At 72.3% G+C, this 18,051-nt stretch carries 17 protein-coding genes; 12 read left to right on the top strand and 5 right to left on the bottom strand.

Annotated elements, in window-relative coordinates:
* Window positions 1–60 precede the first annotated feature (60 nt).
* The 7 genes from BKA14_RS15010 to BKA14_RS14980 all read left to right on the top strand — a co-directional run bounded on the left by BKA14_RS15010 (window position 61) and on the right by BKA14_RS14980 (window position 5,064).
* Window positions 61–1,323, top strand: coding sequence for a Gfo/Idh/MocA family protein (locus BKA14_RS15010; RefSeq protein ID WP_184951549.1), 1,263 nt, complete (start codon window positions 61–63; stop codon window positions 1,321–1,323).
* Window positions 1,324–1,377: 54 nt separating this feature from the next.
* Window positions 1,378–1,908, top strand: a complete 531-nt coding sequence (locus tag BKA14_RS15005; RefSeq protein WP_184951548.1) for a P-loop nucleotide/nucleoside kinase family protein — start codon at window positions 1,378–1,380, stop codon at window positions 1,906–1,908.
* A 68-nt stretch (window positions 1,909–1,976) separates the two neighbouring features.
* Window positions 1,977–2,249, top strand: a complete 273-nt coding sequence (locus BKA14_RS15000; RefSeq protein WP_184951547.1) for a hypothetical protein — start codon at window positions 1,977–1,979, stop codon at window positions 2,247–2,249.
* Between the two features lie 124 nt (window positions 2,250–2,373).
* Window positions 2,374–2,709 carry an alpha-amylase inhibitor gene (locus BKA14_RS14995; RefSeq protein WP_184951546.1) on the top strand — a complete coding sequence of 112 codons (336 nt, stop codon included), beginning with the start codon at window positions 2,374–2,376 and terminating at the stop codon, window positions 2,707–2,709.
* A 74-nt stretch (window positions 2,710–2,783) separates the two neighbouring features.
* Window positions 2,784–3,488, top strand: a complete 705-nt coding sequence (locus BKA14_RS14990) for a response regulator (RefSeq protein WP_203722568.1) — start codon at window positions 2,784–2,786, stop codon at window positions 3,486–3,488.
* Window positions 3,489–3,541: 53 nt separating this feature from the next.
* Complete coding sequence (locus BKA14_RS14985; protein WP_184951545.1) at window positions 3,542–4,759, top strand: MFS transporter; 1,218 nt, start codon at window positions 3,542–3,544, stop codon at window positions 4,757–4,759.
* Between the two features lie 77 nt (window positions 4,760–4,836).
* Entirely contained in the window at window positions 4,837–5,064 is a 228-nt protein-coding gene (locus BKA14_RS14980) for a hypothetical protein (protein WP_184951544.1), read from the top strand.
* A 556-nt stretch (window positions 5,065–5,620) separates the two neighbouring features.
* On the opposite strand, the gene BKA14_RS14975 is transcribed toward BKA14_RS14980, so the two are convergent.
* Window positions 5,621–8,152 carry a tetratricopeptide repeat protein gene (locus BKA14_RS14975; protein ID WP_184951543.1) on the bottom strand — a complete coding sequence of 844 codons (2,532 nt, stop codon included), beginning with the start codon at window positions 8,150–8,152 and terminating at the stop codon, window positions 5,621–5,623.
* A 187-nt stretch (window positions 8,153–8,339) separates the two neighbouring features.
* Between BKA14_RS14975 and BKA14_RS14970 the strand changes: the two genes are divergently transcribed.
* Complete coding sequence (locus BKA14_RS14970; RefSeq protein ID WP_184951542.1) at window positions 8,340–10,112, top strand: AfsR/SARP family transcriptional regulator; 1,773 nt, start codon at window positions 8,340–8,342, stop codon at window positions 10,110–10,112.
* A 435-nt stretch (window positions 10,113–10,547) separates the two neighbouring features.
* Window positions 10,548–11,408, top strand: a complete 861-nt coding sequence (locus BKA14_RS14965; RefSeq protein WP_184951541.1) for a phytanoyl-CoA dioxygenase family protein — start codon at window positions 10,548–10,550, stop codon at window positions 11,406–11,408.
* Here BKA14_RS14965 and BKA14_RS14960 read toward each other — a convergent pair.
* Window positions 11,405–12,298, bottom strand: a complete 894-nt coding sequence (locus BKA14_RS14960; RefSeq protein ID WP_184951540.1) for a bile acid:sodium symporter family protein — start codon at window positions 12,296–12,298, stop codon at window positions 11,405–11,407. The two genes, BKA14_RS14965 and BKA14_RS14960, sit on opposite strands and share 4 nt — an antisense overlap.
* A 151-nt stretch (window positions 12,299–12,449) precedes the next feature.
* On the opposite strand from BKA14_RS14960, the gene BKA14_RS14955 reads away from it, so the two are divergent.
* A complete protein-coding gene (locus BKA14_RS14955) occupies window positions 12,450–13,835 on the top strand; it encodes a carbohydrate-binding protein (RefSeq protein WP_184951539.1) in 1,386 nt (461 codons plus the stop codon).
* 65 nt (window positions 13,836–13,900) lie between these two features.
* On the opposite strand, the gene BKA14_RS14950 is transcribed toward BKA14_RS14955, so the two are convergent.
* From BKA14_RS14950 to BKA14_RS14940, 3 genes are all read right to left on the bottom strand, one after another.
* Window positions 13,901–14,440, bottom strand: coding sequence for a hypothetical protein (locus BKA14_RS14950; RefSeq protein ID WP_239093253.1), 540 nt, complete (start codon window positions 14,438–14,440; stop codon window positions 13,901–13,903).
* 133 nt (window positions 14,441–14,573) lie between these two features.
* On the bottom strand, window positions 14,574–15,167 hold the full coding sequence (locus BKA14_RS14945) for a response regulator transcription factor (protein WP_184951537.1): 594 nt from the start codon (window positions 15,165–15,167) through the stop codon (window positions 14,574–14,576).
* Window positions 15,168–15,287: 120 nt separating this feature from the next.
* Window positions 15,288–16,397, bottom strand: coding sequence for a hypothetical protein (locus BKA14_RS14940; protein WP_184951536.1), 1,110 nt, complete (start codon window positions 16,395–16,397; stop codon window positions 15,288–15,290).
* Window positions 16,398–16,496: 99 nt separating this feature from the next.
* Here BKA14_RS14940 and BKA14_RS14935 point away from each other — a divergent pair, with 99 nt between their 5' ends.
* A complete protein-coding gene (locus BKA14_RS14935; protein ID WP_184951535.1) occupies window positions 16,497–16,925 on the top strand; it encodes an OsmC family protein in 429 nt (142 codons plus the stop codon).
* 99 nt (window positions 16,926–17,024) lie between these two features.
* Entirely contained in the window at window positions 17,025–17,990 is a 966-nt protein-coding gene (locus BKA14_RS14930) for a carboxypeptidase-like regulatory domain-containing protein (RefSeq protein WP_184951534.1), read from the top strand.
* Window positions 17,991–18,051: the final 61 nt, after the last annotated feature.

The following is an 18,051-nucleotide window of genomic DNA, read 5'->3' as shown; positions in this document are numbered from 1 at the left end:
TTGAGCTTCCGCCCCTCACGCCTTTAGATGGAGTCCTGGATAACTTGCCGAAGGGACACCATGTCTGCGGTGACTCTAGCTCTCGTCGGGGCCGGCCTTCGCGGCCAGGCCTACGCCCGGCACGCCGTCAGCACCGGCGCGGCCCGCGTGGTGGCCGTGGCCGAGCCCGACCCCGGGCGCCGCGCGGCGGCCGCGGCCGAGTTCGGCGTCGAACCCGGCCTGGTCTTCGACTCCTGGACCGGCCTGGCCGGCCACCCCCGCGCAGCCGACGCGGCGATCGTGGCCACCCAGGACCGGATGCACCGCGACCCCGCCGTCCGGCTGGCCGACCTCGGCTACCACCTGCTGATCGAGAAGCCGCTGGCCCCGACCGACGAGGACGCCACCGCGATCGTGGCCGCGGCCACCCGCAACGACGTCATCGCCGCGGTCTGCCACGTGCTGCGCTACACCCCGTACACCCGGCTCCTGAAGTCGCTGCTGACCGAGGGGCGGATCGGGAAGCTGATCAGCGTGCAGCACCTGGAACCGGTCGGCTGGTGGCACTTCGCGCACTCGTTCGTCCGGGGTCACTGGCGCAACACCGAGGAGTCCGGGCCGCTGCTGCTGACCAAGTGCTGCCACGACATCGACTGGTTGATGTATCTGTTCGAGCAGCTGCCCGAACGGGTCAGCTCGTTCGGCAGCCTGTCGCACTTCCGGGCCTCCGAACGCCCCGCCGGCGCCGCCGACCGCTGCCTGGACTGCCCGGTCGAGCCCACCTGCCCCTACTCGGCGAAGCGCCGCTACGCCCAGGCGCTGGCCGACCCCGACGAGCATTTCTGGCCGCTGGGCGCGGTCACCCCCACCCCCACGGCGGAGGCCGTCGAGGCTGCCCTGCGTGACGGCCCGTACGGGCGCTGCGTCTATGCCTGCGACAACGACGTGGTGGATCACCAGGTCGTCAACATGGCCTTCCCCGACGGCGCGACCTGCTCCTTCACGGTCAGCGCGTTCACCCCGACGGAACACCGCCGCACCCGGCTGCAAGGCACCCACGGTTACCTCGACGGCGACGGCCGTACGGTGCGTCACCTCGACTTCGTGACCGGCCGGGAAGAGGTCCTCGACTCCGCGGCGGAGGGCGGCCCGTCCGCCGCCGACGGCCACGGCGGTGGCGACGAGGGACTGGTCGACGCCTTCCTGCAGGCGGTGGCCACCGGCGACGCCTCCGGGCTGCTCTCCGGCCCCGCCGAGAGTCTGGCCACCCACCGCGTGGTGTGGGCCGCCGAACAGGCCCGCCGCACCGATCAGGTGGTGATTCCGGTCATCGGCGTCCGGTGACATCGGACTCGGCCCCTCCTCGTGGAGAGCCCGGGCGTTCGGCACGATGGCCGAGTGGTCCCGCTCATTCTGGTCAACGGGCTGCCGGGCTCGGGGAAGACGACGTTGGCGACCGGCTTGGGGGCACTGCTCGACGTCCCGGTGATCTCCAAGGACGCCCTCAAGGAGGCCGTCGCAGATGTCGCGCTGCCGGTTCCGGGCCGTGCGATCGGGGCGGCGGCCGGCGAGATGATGTGGTCGCCGGCGGCGGCGATGCCCGGCCCCGTGGTGCTGGAGTCGTGGTGGTTCAAACCGCGCGATCTCCGCTTCGTCGAGGCCGGCCTGCGCCGATGCCGGCCCCGCGGCGCGGTCGAGGTCTGGTGCGACGTCCCGGCTGAGGTCGCCCTGGGTCGTTACGCGGCTCGGCAACGACACCGGATCCACGACGATCGGCGTCGCCTCGACGAGGATTGGCCCCGATGGGCGGCCGAGGCTCAACCTCTCGGCGTGGCACCGGTGGTGCGTGTCGACACGAAGGCTGCGGTGGATCTGCCCGGCCTCGCGGCTCGGATCGCTGCCACTGATCAGGGCGACCCGGTGCTCTGACACACTTGCCGTCGTGATGATGCCGCCCCTGCGCCGTGCGCTGCTCCGTTCGCCGAGGTGGCCGGCGGATGGATGACGGTGAGGTCGGGACGCTTCTGAAGAACCTCGCCATTCTGGAGATCCGGGCCATGGCTCGGCGGCGGAAACCCATGGGGTGGTGGCCCGGCGACGACTTCGTGGCGGCCGTCGCCTGGCTGGCGGATCTGTGCCACAACATGCCCGATGCGGGAACCGGTCGGAGCTTTGCGTATGCGTGGCGGGTGGCAGACGATCGCGGGCGTACATGGATCCTCGACAGTGTGGCCCGGGAGGGCATCGTCTGGGATCCGCCGCCGGGTTGATCGGGCTACCGCTCAGGTTTACCGGGTCGATCCACCCTCCACTGGACGCGTTGCAACGATCATCGTCGATACGTTTCGTCCTGTCCGAAGCCGAACAAGTGCACGTGACAGGTAGGAGAAAGCGATGCGTAAGACGACCAAGGCCCTGCGCGCCCTCGCCGTGACCGGGGCGGCCGGGGTGGCCGCGCTCAGTGTGTCCGCGCCGGCCGCGCACGCGGCGCCGGTGGGGGAGCCGGGGGTGGGCCTCGCCGCGCAGTGTGTGTCGCTGACCGGCACGTACGTGAGTGGGTCCAGCAAGTATGCGACGGCTCGGAACATCTGCGCGGGAACGTACTCGGTCCGGTTCATCATCAACAACTGGCCCGACACCGGTTGCTTCAGCATCGGCGGCTACGCCACCGTGAGCCGGCGCACCGGCGGCATCTCGAGCCCGGCCGCGGCGCGCACCGCGTACTGCTGACCGGGGCGACCACAGCAATCCCACAACCGGGCCGGGTCACACTACCGCGAGTTTCCCTGACTCGAGGAGCTTGTGTGCCCGGAGAGACGACGACGGTGCTGGTGGCCGACGGTCAGCCGCTCATCCGGGGCGGCCTGGCCGCCCTGATCGCGGCGGCGCCGGGGGTGGCGGTGGCCGGGCAGGCCGCGGACGGCGTGGAGGCCGTCCGGCTGGCCCGGGCACTGCGCCCCCACGTCGTGCTGATCGACGTCCACCTGCCCGAACTGGACGGTCTGGCCGCCACCGCCCGCATCCTGGAGGGCGCGCCGGACCCGTCGCCGCGGGTCATCATCCTGACCACTGCCGACCGGGACGAGCATGTGTCGGCGGCGCTGCGCTGCGGGGCCAGTGGCTTCCTGCTCAAGGAGATCTCGCCGGAGGACCTGCTCGACGCGATCCGGATCACCGCCGGGGGCGGCCGGTTGTTCGCGCCGAGCGTCGTGCGCCGGCTGGTCGAGGCGTACGTGGGAATGCCGGCCCGGCCTGCCGCCCACGCCGGCCTGACCGAGCTCACCGTGCGCGAGCTGGAGGTGTTGCGGCTGGTGGCCACCGGGGCCGGCAACGAGGTGATCGCCGGGGCGTTGTTCATCGGCGAGGCCACGGTGAAGACCCACCTCAACCGGCTGATGACCAAGCTCGGGCTGACCAGCCGGGCCCAGGTGGTGGTGCTCGCCTACAAGACCGGTCTGGTCACCCCGGCCCTCGCCGGGAGGCCCGGGGTCGATCAAGTCGTGGCGTGACCGGGGCCGGTGCCGCCCGGACGCCGGCACCTTCCGCCTTGCGAGGGAGTGTTGTGACGACCTACCGCGAGCTGTTCGCTTATCGGGAGTTCCGTTTCCTGTACGGCGGCCAGGTGCTGTCCTCTGTGGGCGATCAGGTGGCGGCGGTGGCCGTGGCCGTCCTCGTCTTCGACCGGACGAACAACGCGTTGCTCTCCGCGATCGCCTACGCCAGTGCCTGGTTACCGGGCGTCCTCGGCGGGCCGATCCTTTCCACGTACGCCGACAGGTTGCCCAGGCGGGCTGTGCTGATCGGCTGCGACCTGGCCCGTGCGGGGCTGATCGCGCTGGTCGCCGTGCCCGGCCTGCCCCTGTGGTGCGCCATCGTGCTGCTCTACGTTGCTCACCTGTTCTCGCCACCGTTCGTGGCGGCCCGCGCGGCCGTCATGCCCGAGGTGCTGCCGGGCGAGGCCTACATCGCGGGCAACGGCTTGGGCACCATCACCTCGCAGCTCAGCCAGCTGTTCGGGTTCGTGGCCGGTGGCGTCGTCGTCGCGGCCGCCGGCCCGGTCTGGTCGCTGGCCGGCAACGCGGTCACGTTCGCGCTGTCGGCCCTGCTCATCGCGGTGGGTGTCGCGCACCGGCCGGCCGCCGTCGGCGAGGACCAGACCACCGGACTGCTGGCCCAGACCCGCGACGGCATCCGCTTCATCCTGGCCGACCCCTGGCTGCGCAGCTGCCTGGCCCTGGTCTGGGTGGCCAGCGCGTTCTCGTTCGCGCCGGAGGCCATCGCCTACCCGTGGGCGGTGGGGCTGGGCGGTGGTCCCGCCGCGGCCGGTCTGCTGCTGGCCGCGCCCTGCGTCGGGTTCCTGGTGGGCGCGCTGCTGCTGACCCGGGTGTTCGCGGCCGGGACCCGCGACCGCATGATCGTGCCGGCCGCCGTGCTCTCCACGGCCGCGCTGATTCCCGCCCTGTTCGGGCCGGGCCTGGCGATCGTGCTGATCCTGCTGGCCCTGGCCGGGGCCGGGGCCTCGTTCGGGGCGCCGCTGAACGCCGTCTTCGTGCGCCGGGTGGCCCCCGGGTTCCGCGGCCGGGCGATGGGTGTCGCCGCCTCCGGCCTGCTGGTCGTGCAGGGCCTGGGCTTCCTGGTGGCCGGCGCGGTGGTCGAGGCGGGTGTGGCTCCGTCGGTCGTGGTCGGGGCCGGCGGCCTGCTGGGCACGGTCGCGGTCGTCCTGATCTCGGCGTCCTGGCGCCGGGCCACAGCCACCGCGAGTGTCCCGGATCAGGCGTGACCGCTAGCGCTTGAGGGCGCGAACACCCGTCCGCTGCCCGGCGTTGCATCGGCGCTCCCATCGGGTACGGGACAGTGGTGGAACGCATCATGCATGTGGTGATCGCCGTCGCCGGCGTACTGGCCGTCGTCTCCAACCGCCGTTTCGCGGCTGCGGGCATCGAGTCGAGCCGGTCGTTCTTCGGCCGCGAGCTGCGGCCGGGAAGCCGGGAGTACCGCTTCACCTACGGCTACTCCCGCGTGATGGCCGTCCTGGTCGGCTCCTTCCTGGCCGTGTCCGGCGTGCTGGGCGCCTTCGGCATCTAGCTCAGCATCCGATCCACCCACCATCAACGGAACTGGTCTTGTCCCCTCAGCGCATGCTCATGGCGGTCAGCCGAGGCGGGCGTGGGAGCAAGCGCGGAGTCTGCGGCCGTTGCGCGATACTCCGGAGGACTTCGGGGCTGCCTCCCGGGTGATGGCAGTGCGGCTTCGCTGCTCGCCGAGCGGGTGGTGGCGGCGGTGGCAGTGGCTCAACCGGTTCGCGACGCGACGCCAGATCCGGCGGGCCCGGGTCCCCGGCCCCGTAGGGAGGCCGGGGACTTGCTCGGACGTCTTCTACGCGACGCGGCCGATCAGGTAGCCGTCGTTGCCGAGGATGCGGTCGGCCAGAACGAAGGTATCGCGGGAGGTGCTGGCTGCGGCCGGCCGGAAGCGTGGTGCAGGTGATGGTGCCCGACACCGTGGCGCCGACCGCTACCGCCTGCGGGCTGAGCGGCACAGGCAGGCGCCTCGGGCACGGGTCGCGGGGCGGATTCCGCAGCCGGTGGCGGTGTGCTGGGCGCGGCGGACGGCGGAACGACCACGCCGGCGCCCGGGTCGATCAGGTCGCCAGCAGGGCCCGGATCTCGTCGGCCTCCGGGATGCCCAGGGCGGTGTAGAGGCTCAGCGCCTCCTGGTAGTGCTCGCGGGCCTGTTCCTCGTCGCCGCGGGCGCGGTGGGCGTGGCCCAGGCCGGCATGGGCGAAGGCCTGCTCGTCGGGCATGTCGACGTCGATAGCGGTGGCCAGCGCCTCGGCGTGGTAGGCGATCGCCTTTCTCAGGCGGCCGGCGGCGCGGGCGGCCGCGCCGAGACCGTTGAGCGCCCCGACCTCGCCGCCCTTGTTGCCGAGTTCGCGGAACAGGGTCAACGCCGGCTCGAACCAGCCGATGGCCTCCTCGGGCCGGCCGAGGTGGTTGGCCAGGATGCCCAGGCTGTCCAGCGCCCCGGCCTCGTTGTTGCGGTTGCCGAGCCGGCGGAACAGGGCCAGCGCCTGCCGCAGATGGCCGGCGGCTGCCTCGGGCCGGCCCGCCCGCACCTCGATGTCGCCGAGGATGTTGAGCGCCTGCGCTTCGCCGCCCGGGTTGCCGATCTCCCGGTCGAGCGCGAGCGCCCGTTCGCAGTAGTCGATCCCCTCGGCGAACCGGCCCTCGCGCTCCAGGACCAGGGCGATGCCGCTGAGCATGTTGGCCTCGCCGACCCGGTCGCCGGCCCGGCGGTAGAGCTCGAGGGCCTGCTGTTTGCAGTCGATCGCACCCGGATAGTCGCCCACCCACTGCATGACCGTGGCCAGGTCGTACAGGGCCAGCGCCTGCCCGGGCAGGTCGCCGGAGCGGCGGAACAGGTCGAGCGACTCCTCCAGGTCGTCGGTGGCCCGTTTGGGCGCGCCGAGCCGGCGGTGGGCGACGCCGAGGCCGTTGAGGGCGTACGCCTGCCCGGTCACGTCACCGGCGGCGCGGGCGGCCTGCAGCGCGTGCCCGTGCACGGTCAGGGCGTCGCCGTGGTGGCCGCCTTTGAGGTAGGGCAACAGGGTGCGGGCCAGCCGTACGGCATGGTCGGGCGCGCTGACCACGACGGCGACGAGGTTGGGCCGTTCGGTGTCGAGCCAGGTGCGGGCGTCCTCCGGGCCGGTCAGGTCGGGCGCGGCAGCTGCGGGGTGGAACTCGCCCGGGTGCAGCGTGCTCACCGCCGCCCCGGCCGTGGCCAGGTAGTAGTCGAACAGGCTGGTCAGCGCGGCGCGACGGGCGGCCGGGGCGATCTGGTCGTGCGCCCGTCCGGTCGCGTAGGCGCGCACCAGGTCGTGGAAGGTGTACCGCCCCGGCGTGGTCTCCTGCAGCAGATGATCGCGCAGCAGGTCCCGGAGCAGGGTGGCGGCGGTGTCCGCGTCGGTGCCGAGCAGGGCGGCCGCGGCGTACGGGTCGAAGTCCTGCCCCGGGTGCAGCGCGGCCAGGCCCAGCAGGCGCTGCTGATCGCCGGGGAGGTCCCGATAGGACAGGTCGAGGGCCAGTTCGACGCCGGTGTCGAGGCGCCGGTGACGGTGGCGCTCGTCCAGCCGGTCGGCGTGGTCGGCCGGCGACCAGTGCGGGAAGCTCCGGATGTGCCCGGCGACCAGGCTCAGCGCCAGCGGGAGGTGGCCGCAGCGGGCGGCGATGCGGGCCACCGCCTCCGGGTCCGGCCGCGCGTGCCGGGGCGCGATCGCCGCCGTGAGGAAGGCCTCGGCCTCGGCGGGCGTGAAGACGTCCACGGCCAGCGTCACGGGGGCGGGCCAGAGGCCGGTCAGGGTGCGGCGGCTGGTGATCAGGGCCAGGCTGCCGGGGGTGCCGGGCAGCAGCGGGCGGACCTGCTCGGCGGTGGCCGCGTTGTCCAGCACGACCAGCGTGCGGGAGCCGGCCAGCCGGGCGCGGTACGCCGCCGCGCGGTCGTCGAGCCCGTACGGGATCCGATGACCGGAGACGCCGAGCAGGCGCAGGAAGCCGTCGAGCACCGCCGCCGGGTCGGCCGGGGGCTGTGCGGGGTCGGGGTGGAAGCCTCGCAGGTTGACGAAGAGCACCCGGTCGGCCAGGTCCTCGGCGATCAGCAGGTGACCCGCGTGCACGGCGAGCTGGGTCTTGCCGACACCGGCCATGCCCGCGAGAGCCGAGACGACCACCGCGCCGCCGTCGCGCCGGGCGGTGCCGAGCGCGTCGCGCAGCCGGTCGAGCTCGGCGGTGCGGCCGGTGAACTCGGGCAGGTCCTGCGGCAGGCTGTCCTGCACCCGTACCTGCGACACCGCGTCGGTCTCGGCGCCGACCGTGCGCAGAGCCTGGCGCCACCTTTCCCCGTACGCCGGGTCGGGGTGCAACGCGGCCACGACGGCCACCACGAGCCCGGCGTTGAGCCGCCGCCGCCCGGCCCGGAAGCAGTCGGCCACAGTCGAGCGGTGGGTCAGTTCCCCCGCCGTACGCCCGGCCGCCGTCCAGGCCGCGTTGACCCGTTCGGTGATCACGTCGTACGACGGGTCGCCGGTCGCCGCCTTCAGCGACCGCAGCAGCCCGGCCACGTCGTCCAGGCCGGTGGCCCGGGCCGGATCGGGAAGGGGCTCGTGCGGCTGCGGCATCGTCACCCCATCGATTCGCCCAGATGTCCTGCATCCGACCATAGTCGTCGTTCCCGTCCGAACGGCCGGGCCGGGCGGGGCCGTTCGGCGCAGCGGGGTGGCGAGGCCGCGTCAAGGTGTCTACGGTCTGCTCAAGCTTGAGGCTTGGCGTCCCTACGGGCGGTGACGTCACACGGGGGAGGTGGGCATGCGGTATCAGATCCTCGGCCCGCTGCTGGTGGAGCACGAGCAGCAGACGCGGCCGGTGACCGGGGGCAAGGTGCGCACGATGCTCGCGGCCCTGTTGCTGCACGCCAACCAGCAGCTCTCCGTGGCCCAGCTGGCCCAGCGCATGTGGGCCGGGGACGCCCCGCACTCGGTGCGCCGCGTGGTGCAGACCAACATCGTCCGGCTCCGGCACGAATTGCCCTGGCCCGGTTCGGTCGTCACCGGCCCGGCCGGTTACTCACTGCTCGTCGAAACCGGCGAACTGGACATGCACGTGTTCGACCGGCTCGTCGGCGAGGCCGCGGCGGCGCCGGAACTGACCGATCAGGCCCGCCTGCTGGGCCGGGCGCTCGCCCTGTGGCGCGGCCCCGCGTGTGCCGACGTGGCGTCACCGTGGCTGCACGAGATGGACCTGCCCGCGCTCAACGAGCGGCGGCTGCTCGCGCTGGAGCGGCGCATCGAGGTCGACCTGCTGCTGCACCGCACCGACGGCATCGTGCCCGAGCTGCGGCGGCTGACCGTCGAGCACCCGTTCCGGGAGAGGTTCTGGGTGCACCTGATGGCCGCGCTGTACCGTCAGGGCCGGCAGGCCGAGGCGCTCAGCACCTATCAGAGGTTGTCGCACCGGTTCATCGACGAGCTGGGCGTCGAGCCCGGCGAGGAGCTGCGCGAGGTGCACCAGCAGATCCTGCGCGGCACCGGCCACCACCCGCTGCTGTCACCGGCCGCCGCCACCACCGCTGCGGTGCCCGTCGCGCCGCCCCCGGTCGTGGTCCCGCGGATGCTGCCGGCCGGAGCGCCGCACTTCGTGGGGCGGGCCGAGGAGTTCGCGACCCTCGACTGGCATCGCGACGAGGAGGCCGCGGTCGTCGTGCTGGACGGGCCGGCCGGCATCGGCAAGTCGGCCCTGGCGCTGCGCTGGCTGCACGACAACGACGCCGAGTTCGCCGACGGTCAGCTCTATGTGGACCTGCGGGGCTACGCCGACGAGCCGCCGCTGGAACCGGCCGAGGCGCTGGGCGTGCTGCTCGACGACCTGGGCGTGGCCGAGGCCGCGCAGCCGTGCGGGGTCGCGGCCCGGGCCCAGCTCTTCCGCACGCTCACGGCCGGCCGCCGCCTGTCCGTTCTGCTGGACAACGCGCTCGACGCCGACCAGGTGCGCCCGCTGTTGCCCGGCGCGGGCGGCGTCGCCGTGATCACCAGCCGCAACCAGCTGCGGGCCCTGGTCGTGCACGACGGCGCGGTGCGGGTGACCGTGCCCCGGCTCGACCCGGCGGAGGCGCCCGTCCTGCTCGGCCTCAACCCGCGCACCGAGGAGGCGGCCCGGCTGGCCGAGCTGTGCGACCGCACCCCGCTCGCGCTGCGCATCCTGGCCGAGCGGATGGCCCGGCTGCCGCACGTGTCGCCCGCGTCGTGGATCGCCGAGCTGTCCGACGAGGCGGGCCGGCTGGCCGCGCTGGACGCCGGGGACGGCGCGTCCGGTGACCTGCCGCGCTCGCTGTCCTGGTCGTACGGGCGGCTCGACCCCGACGCGGCCGACCTGATGCGCCGCCTGGCCGCCCACACCACCAAGGCGTTCACCACGGGTCAGGCGGCCGAGGTGGCCATGCTGGCCCTGCCAGCCGTCCGTCAGCAGCTGGACCGCCTGGTCGGCGTGCATCTGGTCGAGCAGCTCAACCACGACCTGTACCGGGTGAGCCTGCTGGCCGGCCTGTACGGCCGGCACTGCGCGCTGCTCGACCGCGCCTGCTGAGCTCTCCTCGGCCGTGCCGGCGGCGGTGCCCCGCCGTGCCACACCCCCAGGTCGAGCCGGTCGGACCTCCCTTCGGCGACCGCGTCTGCGGCGGCCTGCAGAACGTGGCCCCGGGCTTCCGGGTTGACCGTGCCCGCGCTGAGTGTCGGCGCCGCCGGCTGGGCGCTCACCGCGGACCAGGTGGCCCACCTCGACGCGGCAAGCGCCCGCACGGCCGCGGCTCCGTCCCGCCCCTGTGGGTCGCGCGTCCTGATCCGCGGCGGGTGGCTTCAATTCGGCTTCACGACGGTTTCACGGGCCCGGAATCGCGAGATTTATGCGAACCGGCCGTTGTGCGGCGGGTGGCGGCCGCCGAAGCTTCACAGCGTGCAACGGGGGAGCCGAATCCGGCTTCGTTGCCTTCGGTAATACGTCGAGCAAGCGGATGAGGGATCAATGGCCAACGAGTTGAACGTCGACGTGAACGCGTTCTGGGAGAACGGGTACCAGATTATCCGTAATGCCTACACGCGCGACGAGATCCAGCGTATCCGGGAGGCCGCTCTGGCCTCGCGCGGCCGTGGGCCCGGCGATCTTCTCTCCAACCCCAAGATGCGTAACGTGCTGACCGACGGCCGCTTCGTGAGCGTGGCCAAGCAGCTTCTGGGCAGCGACGACATCTGGTATTCGGGGGACAGCTCGTTCACGATCAATTCCAGCCAGCGCGGTTTCCACAAGGACAACGTGGATCGCAAGGACCCCAAGGGGCCGGACTGGAAGGGCCGTTACACGCTGCTGCGGTTCGGTATCTACCTGCAGGACCACTATTCGCACACCGGTGGCCTGAACCTGCGGGCCAAGTCGCACAACACGACCGACCACAACTACGGCAAGAACATCTATGTCCGTACGCGGCCGGGTGACCTCGCCGTGTGGAGCATGCGCACCACCCACAGCGGCAACGGCGCGCTCTACAAGTTCCCGAAGTGGGTCTTCCCCGAGCCCAAGGATGTGCCCAACCTGCCCAAGTGGCGGGTGGCCAAGGCCGACGGCGATCGGGTCGCGGTCTTCGCCGCGCTGGGCCTCGACGACGCGCACCACCACCGCTACGTCGAGTACATGAAGACCCGCACCTACCTGATCAACTCGTTCAAGGCCTCGGTCTACGACGAGGAGACCCGGCAGGAGGCGAAGAACGCGGGCCTGAACATCTGGGACGTGGCCGCCGAGATCGAGGGCGACGACACCGTCGGTAAGAACGTGGCCTGGGAGCCGATCCCGTACGAGATCGGTGCCGAGAAGCGCGTCCGCGCCTAAGCCGTCCTGGTGCCGTCTTCGGCCACCTGGCGCTCGCGTCGCCGGGTGACCAGGTAGCCGAAGGCGGCGGCGGTGAAGAACATGACGATGCCGTAGACGGCGGCCGGGATCGCCATCTCGGTGTCGTCGAGCAGGGCCGGGCTGACCGCGATGGCGATGGCCAGCGTGCTGTTGTGGATGCCGATCTCCATGCCGACCGCGATCGACTCCCGCCGCTCGACGCCGGCCAGCCGGGGCGCGCCGTAGCCGACGGCCAGGCTGAGCACGTTGAAGATCAGCACGGCGACGCCCACGGCCACGAGATAGCCGCCGATGTTGTCGCGTTCCTTGAGCACCGTGCCCGCGACCACGGCGACCAGCACGACTATCGACACGATCTTGACCGGACGGGCCAAGCGGTCGGCCAGGCCCGGGAACCGTGCGCGCAGCGCCATGCCGATCGCCACCGGCACCAGCACGATCGCGAAGACCTGCAGCACCTTGTCGAACTGCAGGCCGATCGAGCCGGTGCCGTCCAGGAAGTGCGCGGCCGACAGGTTGACGATGATCGGCAGCGTGACCACCGCGAGCACCGAGTTGACGGCGGTCAGGGTCACGTTGAGGGCGACGTGCCCGCCGAAGAGGTGGCTGTAGAGGTTGGCCGTCGTGCCGCCGGGTGACGCCGCCAGCAGCATCATGCCGACCGCGAGGGCCGGGGCCAGGTCGAGCGCGACCACCAGCGCGAAACAGAGCGCGGGCAGCAGCAGCACCTGGCAGCCGAGCGCGATCAGGGCGGCCCGGGGATAGGCCACGACCCGCCGGAAGTCGGCCACCGTGAGGCCGAGCCCGAGGCCGAGCATGATGATCCCGAGCGCGACGGGCAGACCGACGGTGGTCAATGGCGAGTCCATGGTGCGGCATTGTGCCCGAGTGCCGGCCCAGGCCCCATTGCCCGAACGGACATCGACATCCGTTCATGTTTGACACGGTCACTTAACGCGCTCGAAACTTCTCTGAGAGCGCTCCCTCAGTTGTGCGAAGCCCGACGAGAAGGGCAAGCCCATGACTATCCGCACCCGTCTCCTGGCCGTCGCGACCGCGACCGTCGCGCTGGCCGGCTCGGCCGTGATGGCCGTCGCTGCCAGCGCCGCCCTGCCCCCACCACCCAGCGGCTGGACCCAGGTCTGGGCCGACGACTTCACCGGCGCCGCGAACACCCTGCCCAACGGGGCCAACTGGATCATCGACACCGGCACCGGCTACCCCGGTGGACCGCCGCAATGGGGCACCGGCGAGATCCAGACCTACACCAACAGCACCAGCAACGTCGCCCACGACGGCGCGGGCAACCTGCGCATCACCCCCCTGCGCAACGGCTCCGGCCAGTGGACCTCGGCCCGGATCGAGACCCAGCGCACCGACTTCAAGGCCCCCGCGGGCGGCGTGCTGCGCCTGGAGGGCCGCATCCAGATGCCCGACGTCACCGGCAACGCGGCCCTCGGCTACTGGCCCGCGTTCTGGGCGCTCGGCGCGCCGTACCGCAACGACCGCTACAGCTGGCCCGCCATCGGCGAGTTCGACGTGATGGAGAACGTCAACGGCATCAACTCCGTCTGGGGCGTGCTGCACTGCGGCGTCAACCCCGGCGGGCCGTGCAACGAGACCAACGGCATCGGCGCCAGCCGGGCCTGCCCCGGCTCCACCTGCCAAGGCAACTTCCACACGTACGCCTTCGAATGGGATCGCAGCGTCTCGCCCAACCAACTGCGCTGGTACGTGGACGGTCAGCAGTTCCACGCGGTCAACCAGAACCAGGTCGGCGAGCCGCACTGGGGCAACATGACCAACCACGCCGGCTATCACATCCTGCTCAACGTGGCCATGGGCGGCGGCTTCCCCAACGGCGTGGCCGGCTTCGGCACCCCGACCGCGGCCACCGTGCCCGGTCACCCCATGCTGGTCGACTACGTGGCCGTCTACACCCGCGGCGGAGGCACCACGCCGCCGACCACACCCCCGACGACCCCGCCGCCCGGGGGCGTCCGGGACGCGTACGCGCAGATCCAGGCCGAATCGTTCAACGCGCAGTCCGGCGTGATCGTCGAGACGGCCAGCGAGGGCGGCCAGAACATCGGCGCCGTCCGCAGCGGCGACTGGGTGCAGTTCAACAACGTCGAGTTCGGCACGGGCGGCGTACGGGACTTCGTGGCCCGGGTCGCGTCGGGGGCCGCGGCCGGCATCAGCGGACTGGTCGAGGTGCGCATCGACAACCGCAGCAACGCGCCGATCGGCAGCTTCGCGCTCGGCAACACCGGCGGCTGGCAGAGCTGGCGGTCGGTGCCCGGCAACGTGTCCAACGTGTCCGGCCGGCACACGGTCTTCCTCACCTTCACCAGCGGACAGCCCAACGACTTCGTCAACGTCAACTGGATCCAGTTCCGCCGGTGACCGTTCGATCGTGAAGCGCGACGGAGCCGCGCCCGGGGGTCGGGCGCGGCTCCTGCCTGTGCGGGTCAGAGCTGACCGAGCAGGGCGAGCAGGACGGTGAGCAGCGCGGCCAGCGCGCCGGCGCCGGGCACCGGGTCGAGCAGGCCGGCGATCGCGCACAACAGGTTGCCGAGCAGGTTGCCCGGGCCCGGCACCGCGTTGATCACCAGGTGCAGCTGGTTGAGGTCGACAGTCAGGCCGAGCAGGTCGAGGTGCAGCGGGCCGAGCACGAGGTCCAGCACCCGGCAGGTCGCCTGCGCGATCGCGACCGGCGCGTTGACGGACTGGTCGACCGTGCCCAGCGCGGTGCCCGACGAGTCGGTCAGCGTGCCGGTCAGTTTCCCGGTGGCCAGCAGGTCGCCGTTCTGCGCCACGAACTTCGCAGGGGTGAAGGTGCCGGTGAAGGTGCCGGTGCCCCCGGCCGCGTCGGTGAACGTGCCGGTGACCGGGGCGCTGGGCACGGCCGCGGCGACCGGAGCGGGCGCCCGGGTGACCGGGGCGGCGGACGCGGCGCCGGCGCCGGCGGAGGCGAGCCCCAGCGCGGCGGCCACCGCCACGACGATCATCGAGATTCGTTGCCGGTGTGTCATCGTTCCTCCTGGTGATCAGGATTGGTGTGACTTCCACCGATAAGCCTGGATGTCTGCCGGTTCCCGTCCCAGTGAGCGGTGTCATCGACTGACCTGACATCAGTCACGATCACTGCAGCCAGCCCGCGTGCTCGGCCAGCCGTACGGCCTCGAGCCGGTTGCGGGCCCCCGTCTTGCGCAGAATCACCGAGATGTAGTTGCGGACCGTGCCCGCGGTCAGGTTGAGCGTCGCCGCGACCTCCGCCGCGGGCACCCCCGAGGCCGCCACGCTGAGCACGTGCAGCTCACGCTCCGACAGCGGGCTGCGCGGCGCGGCCACCATGGCCACGGCCAGGCCGGCGTCGATGACCCGTTCGCCCCGCATCAGCCGGCGGATGGCCCGCGCCAGGTCCGCGGGCCCGGCGTCCGTGCTCACCACCCCGCCCACGGGCATGTCGAGCGCGCGGTTGACCCGGGCCCGGGCCTCCGGACCGGCCACCACCAGCGTGGCGCAGCCCAGCCGGGCCAGCAGGCGCAGACCGTCCCCGGTCAGCAGGCCGACGTTGACGACGGCCACGTCCGGCGGCACCGCCCGGGCCAGGTCCACCGCCTCGGCCAGGCGGCTCCGCCCGCCGACGACGGAGAAGTCCTCCTCCTCCGACAGGGCCGCGGTCAGAGCGCCGCGCAGCAGATTCATGGGTTCGACGAGCAAAACGCGGATCACGGTGGCCTCCCAGCCAGGAAAGTCGCGGAGGGAAGGCCGGCGTCCTCGGGTTCGCGGAGGCCGGCCGATGGCCACCACCGGGTCTGGGCACCGGTGACGGCCCGATTCCGGACCGCGCAATCAGCTGGGAGGACCGCTGTAGCGAACAGTGCGCCCGTAAGCGACGACGTCCGCGGGTAGATCGGCTTCGGCCGCGGCGATCTGCGGCCGCCACGACGACGGGACGGTGCCCGTCGGCGGCGCGGCGCCACCACCGGCGTCGCGCAGGTGCCCGGCGCCGGCCTGGTCGTCCGGCCGGCCGGGGGAGTGCGGGGCGGGAGCGACCGGTCGTTGACCGGAGCGGGCGCCCCGCGCCGAGGGCGCCTCGGCGACGCTCGGCTGAGCGAACGTCCCGGCCGTCGCCGGCACTACTCTCTGCCGCAGCGCCGGGGTGTGTCGCGGCGACGCCGTCGGGACGGACAGGCCAGGACGCTGCGGCACTGCCGGGACACCGAACTCCGGCGTGGCGGCGACCGCAGGCGACCGCGGGAGCGCCGGTCGGGCACCCGCGACGGGCGGATCGAGCGTCACCGGACGCCTCAGGCCGAGCACCGTCCGGGCAGGAGGCGAACCGAGCCTTGGAGATCTGCCCACGTGGGCTGGGGAGAGGACGGCGTGCGGGTCGAGCGCTTTCCGCACCACCGCCCCGGTCGCCGAGGCTGCGCGTTCGACGATCGTCGCGGCGGCCCGGTTCGGTTCGCCCGCGACCGATCGCACCGTCTGCCGGACACGTGGCAGAGCTTTAGGCCGTACCGTCGAGGTGGCGCCGGCCGCGCGGTGAAGGACCTTCACCGGCTGCGTCGCTGATCCGCGCGTCGCGGTCTTCCCGGACGTGCGAGCGACGATTCTTCGCGGTTCGGCCTTACCCGCCGCCGAGCCAGGCGCAAAGGTCTTTCGCACCACCGGCCCGCGCGTCGCCGTCTTGTGCGCCTTTCGCACGACCGGCGCGCGCGCCACCGTCCCGTGCGCCTTTCGCACGTCCGGCCCGCGCTTTACCGGACTCGGCGTCTTTCCCACCTCGGCCACGCGCGCGACGGTTTTGCGTGCCTCCGGTGACCGCGCGGACTGCGTGACGCCGCCCACCGGCGTACGGGAAAGGGGGCCGGGAACGACGTCGTCGGCTCGGGCGGCATTGTCGAAAAGGCTCAGCGCGACGTAGGCCACCCCGGCCAGGCAGGCCAGCAGCAGCAAACGGGCAGCGCGATGAGCAGCCACAAGGTCCGCCTACCCGTTCGCTCGGGCCTGACACGCACGCGGATGTGCCAACCCGGTCGCGTAGCGTCGGCGGGCATGAGTGACGAGAAAAAGCGGTCGGTCGAGATCGAGCGGACCAGCGTCGGCGCGTACGAGATCCGCAACGTACGGGGTGGCAGCATGTCGCTCGGCACCGGTGACGACGAGCGTTTCACGCCGGTCGAGTTGCTGCTGGCCGCGCTCGGTGGCTGCTCCGGCATCGACGTCGACCTGGTGGTGAGCCGGCGCGCCGAGCCGTCGCGGTTCGTGATCCGGGTGCGCGGCGACAAGATCCGCGACGAGGCCGGCAGCAACCGGCTGGAGAACCTCGAAGTGGAGTTCGACGTCGAGTTCCCGCCCGGCCCCGAGGGTGACCGCGCGCGGGCGGTGGTTCCGCGCCTGATCCAGCAGTCGCACGACCGCTTGTGCACGGTGACCCGCACTGTGGAGACCGGTACTCCGGTGTCGACCGTCCACAAGGCTTGATGCTCCTGGCTTCGTGCCAAACCCTTTCCCCGTACGGCGGAAGGCCGCACAGCCTCAATAACGTCTCCCACACATCACACACCGCAAGGGAGACCTTACGTGCAGTCCAACGCAGTACGCCGTCGTTCGGTTCTGGCCGCCACCGTGGCCGGGATCGTCGCCGCGACCACCGTGGCCGGACCGGCCCTGGCCGCCGACCCGACCGGCAGCATCGCCGGCGTCGTCCGGGACACCCGCGGGGCCGTCGTCCCGGACGCCGTCATCGGTGTCTTCGTCAACCCGTCCAGCGACGCCGTTCAGGAACTGCAGGCCGACAGCCGGGGCCGGTTCACGGTCTCCGGCCTCGAGGCCGGCAACTACAAGATCCGGATCGGTCTGGGCGGCTGGTCGGAGTGGGCGCCCGGGCGCGTCAGCCACCCCGACCAGGCGCGGACCTATCAGGTGCGGGCGAACCGCACCACGACCGCCAACAGCGTCGTCACCGCGACGGGCTTCCTCGCCGGCCGGCTCCTCGCGACCGACGGCAAGCCGCTGGCCGGCGCGCCGGTCAACGTGACGAACGTGGACACCGCGTCCCAGCACGCCGGGCTCACCGAGGCCGACGGCACCTTCCGGCTGCGGGTTCAGCCCAACCAGACGTTCGTCGTCAGCTACCAGGCCGGCGCGCTCAGCCAGTACGTACCCCACACCTTCGAGTACGCCCAGGCCACACGGTTCTTCGTGCGCTCGGGCCAAACCGTCCGCCTGACCGACCGGGCCGCCGCCCCGGCCGGCATCTCGGGCCGCCTGACCGACGCCGCGGGGGCGCCGGCCGGGGGCGTGAACGTCAGCTTCATCAACGTCGACACCATCAACCAGTCGGACACCACCACGGCGGCCGACGGCACCTACGACTTCAGCGGTCTGCTGGAGCCGGGCAACTACAAGGTGCGGTTCCGTACGGCCGACGGCAGCCAGTACGCGCACCAGAAGCCCGACTACGACTCGGCCGAGATCATCACCGTCGCCTCGGGGGAGACGGTTGTGGTCGACGACCAGCTGCTGTGGGTCGTGGCCCCGCAGTAATGCCGCAACCTGAACGCCGCCCCGGTCGCCACTCGGCCGGGGCGGCGTCGCGGCATGACCT

Origin of the sequence: Paractinoplanes abujensis (assembly GCF_014204895.1) — a bacterium.
GTDB lineage: Bacteria > Actinomycetota > Actinomycetes > Mycobacteriales > Micromonosporaceae > Actinoplanes > Actinoplanes abujensis.
This window is presented reverse-complemented; position numbering and strand designations above follow the sequence as displayed.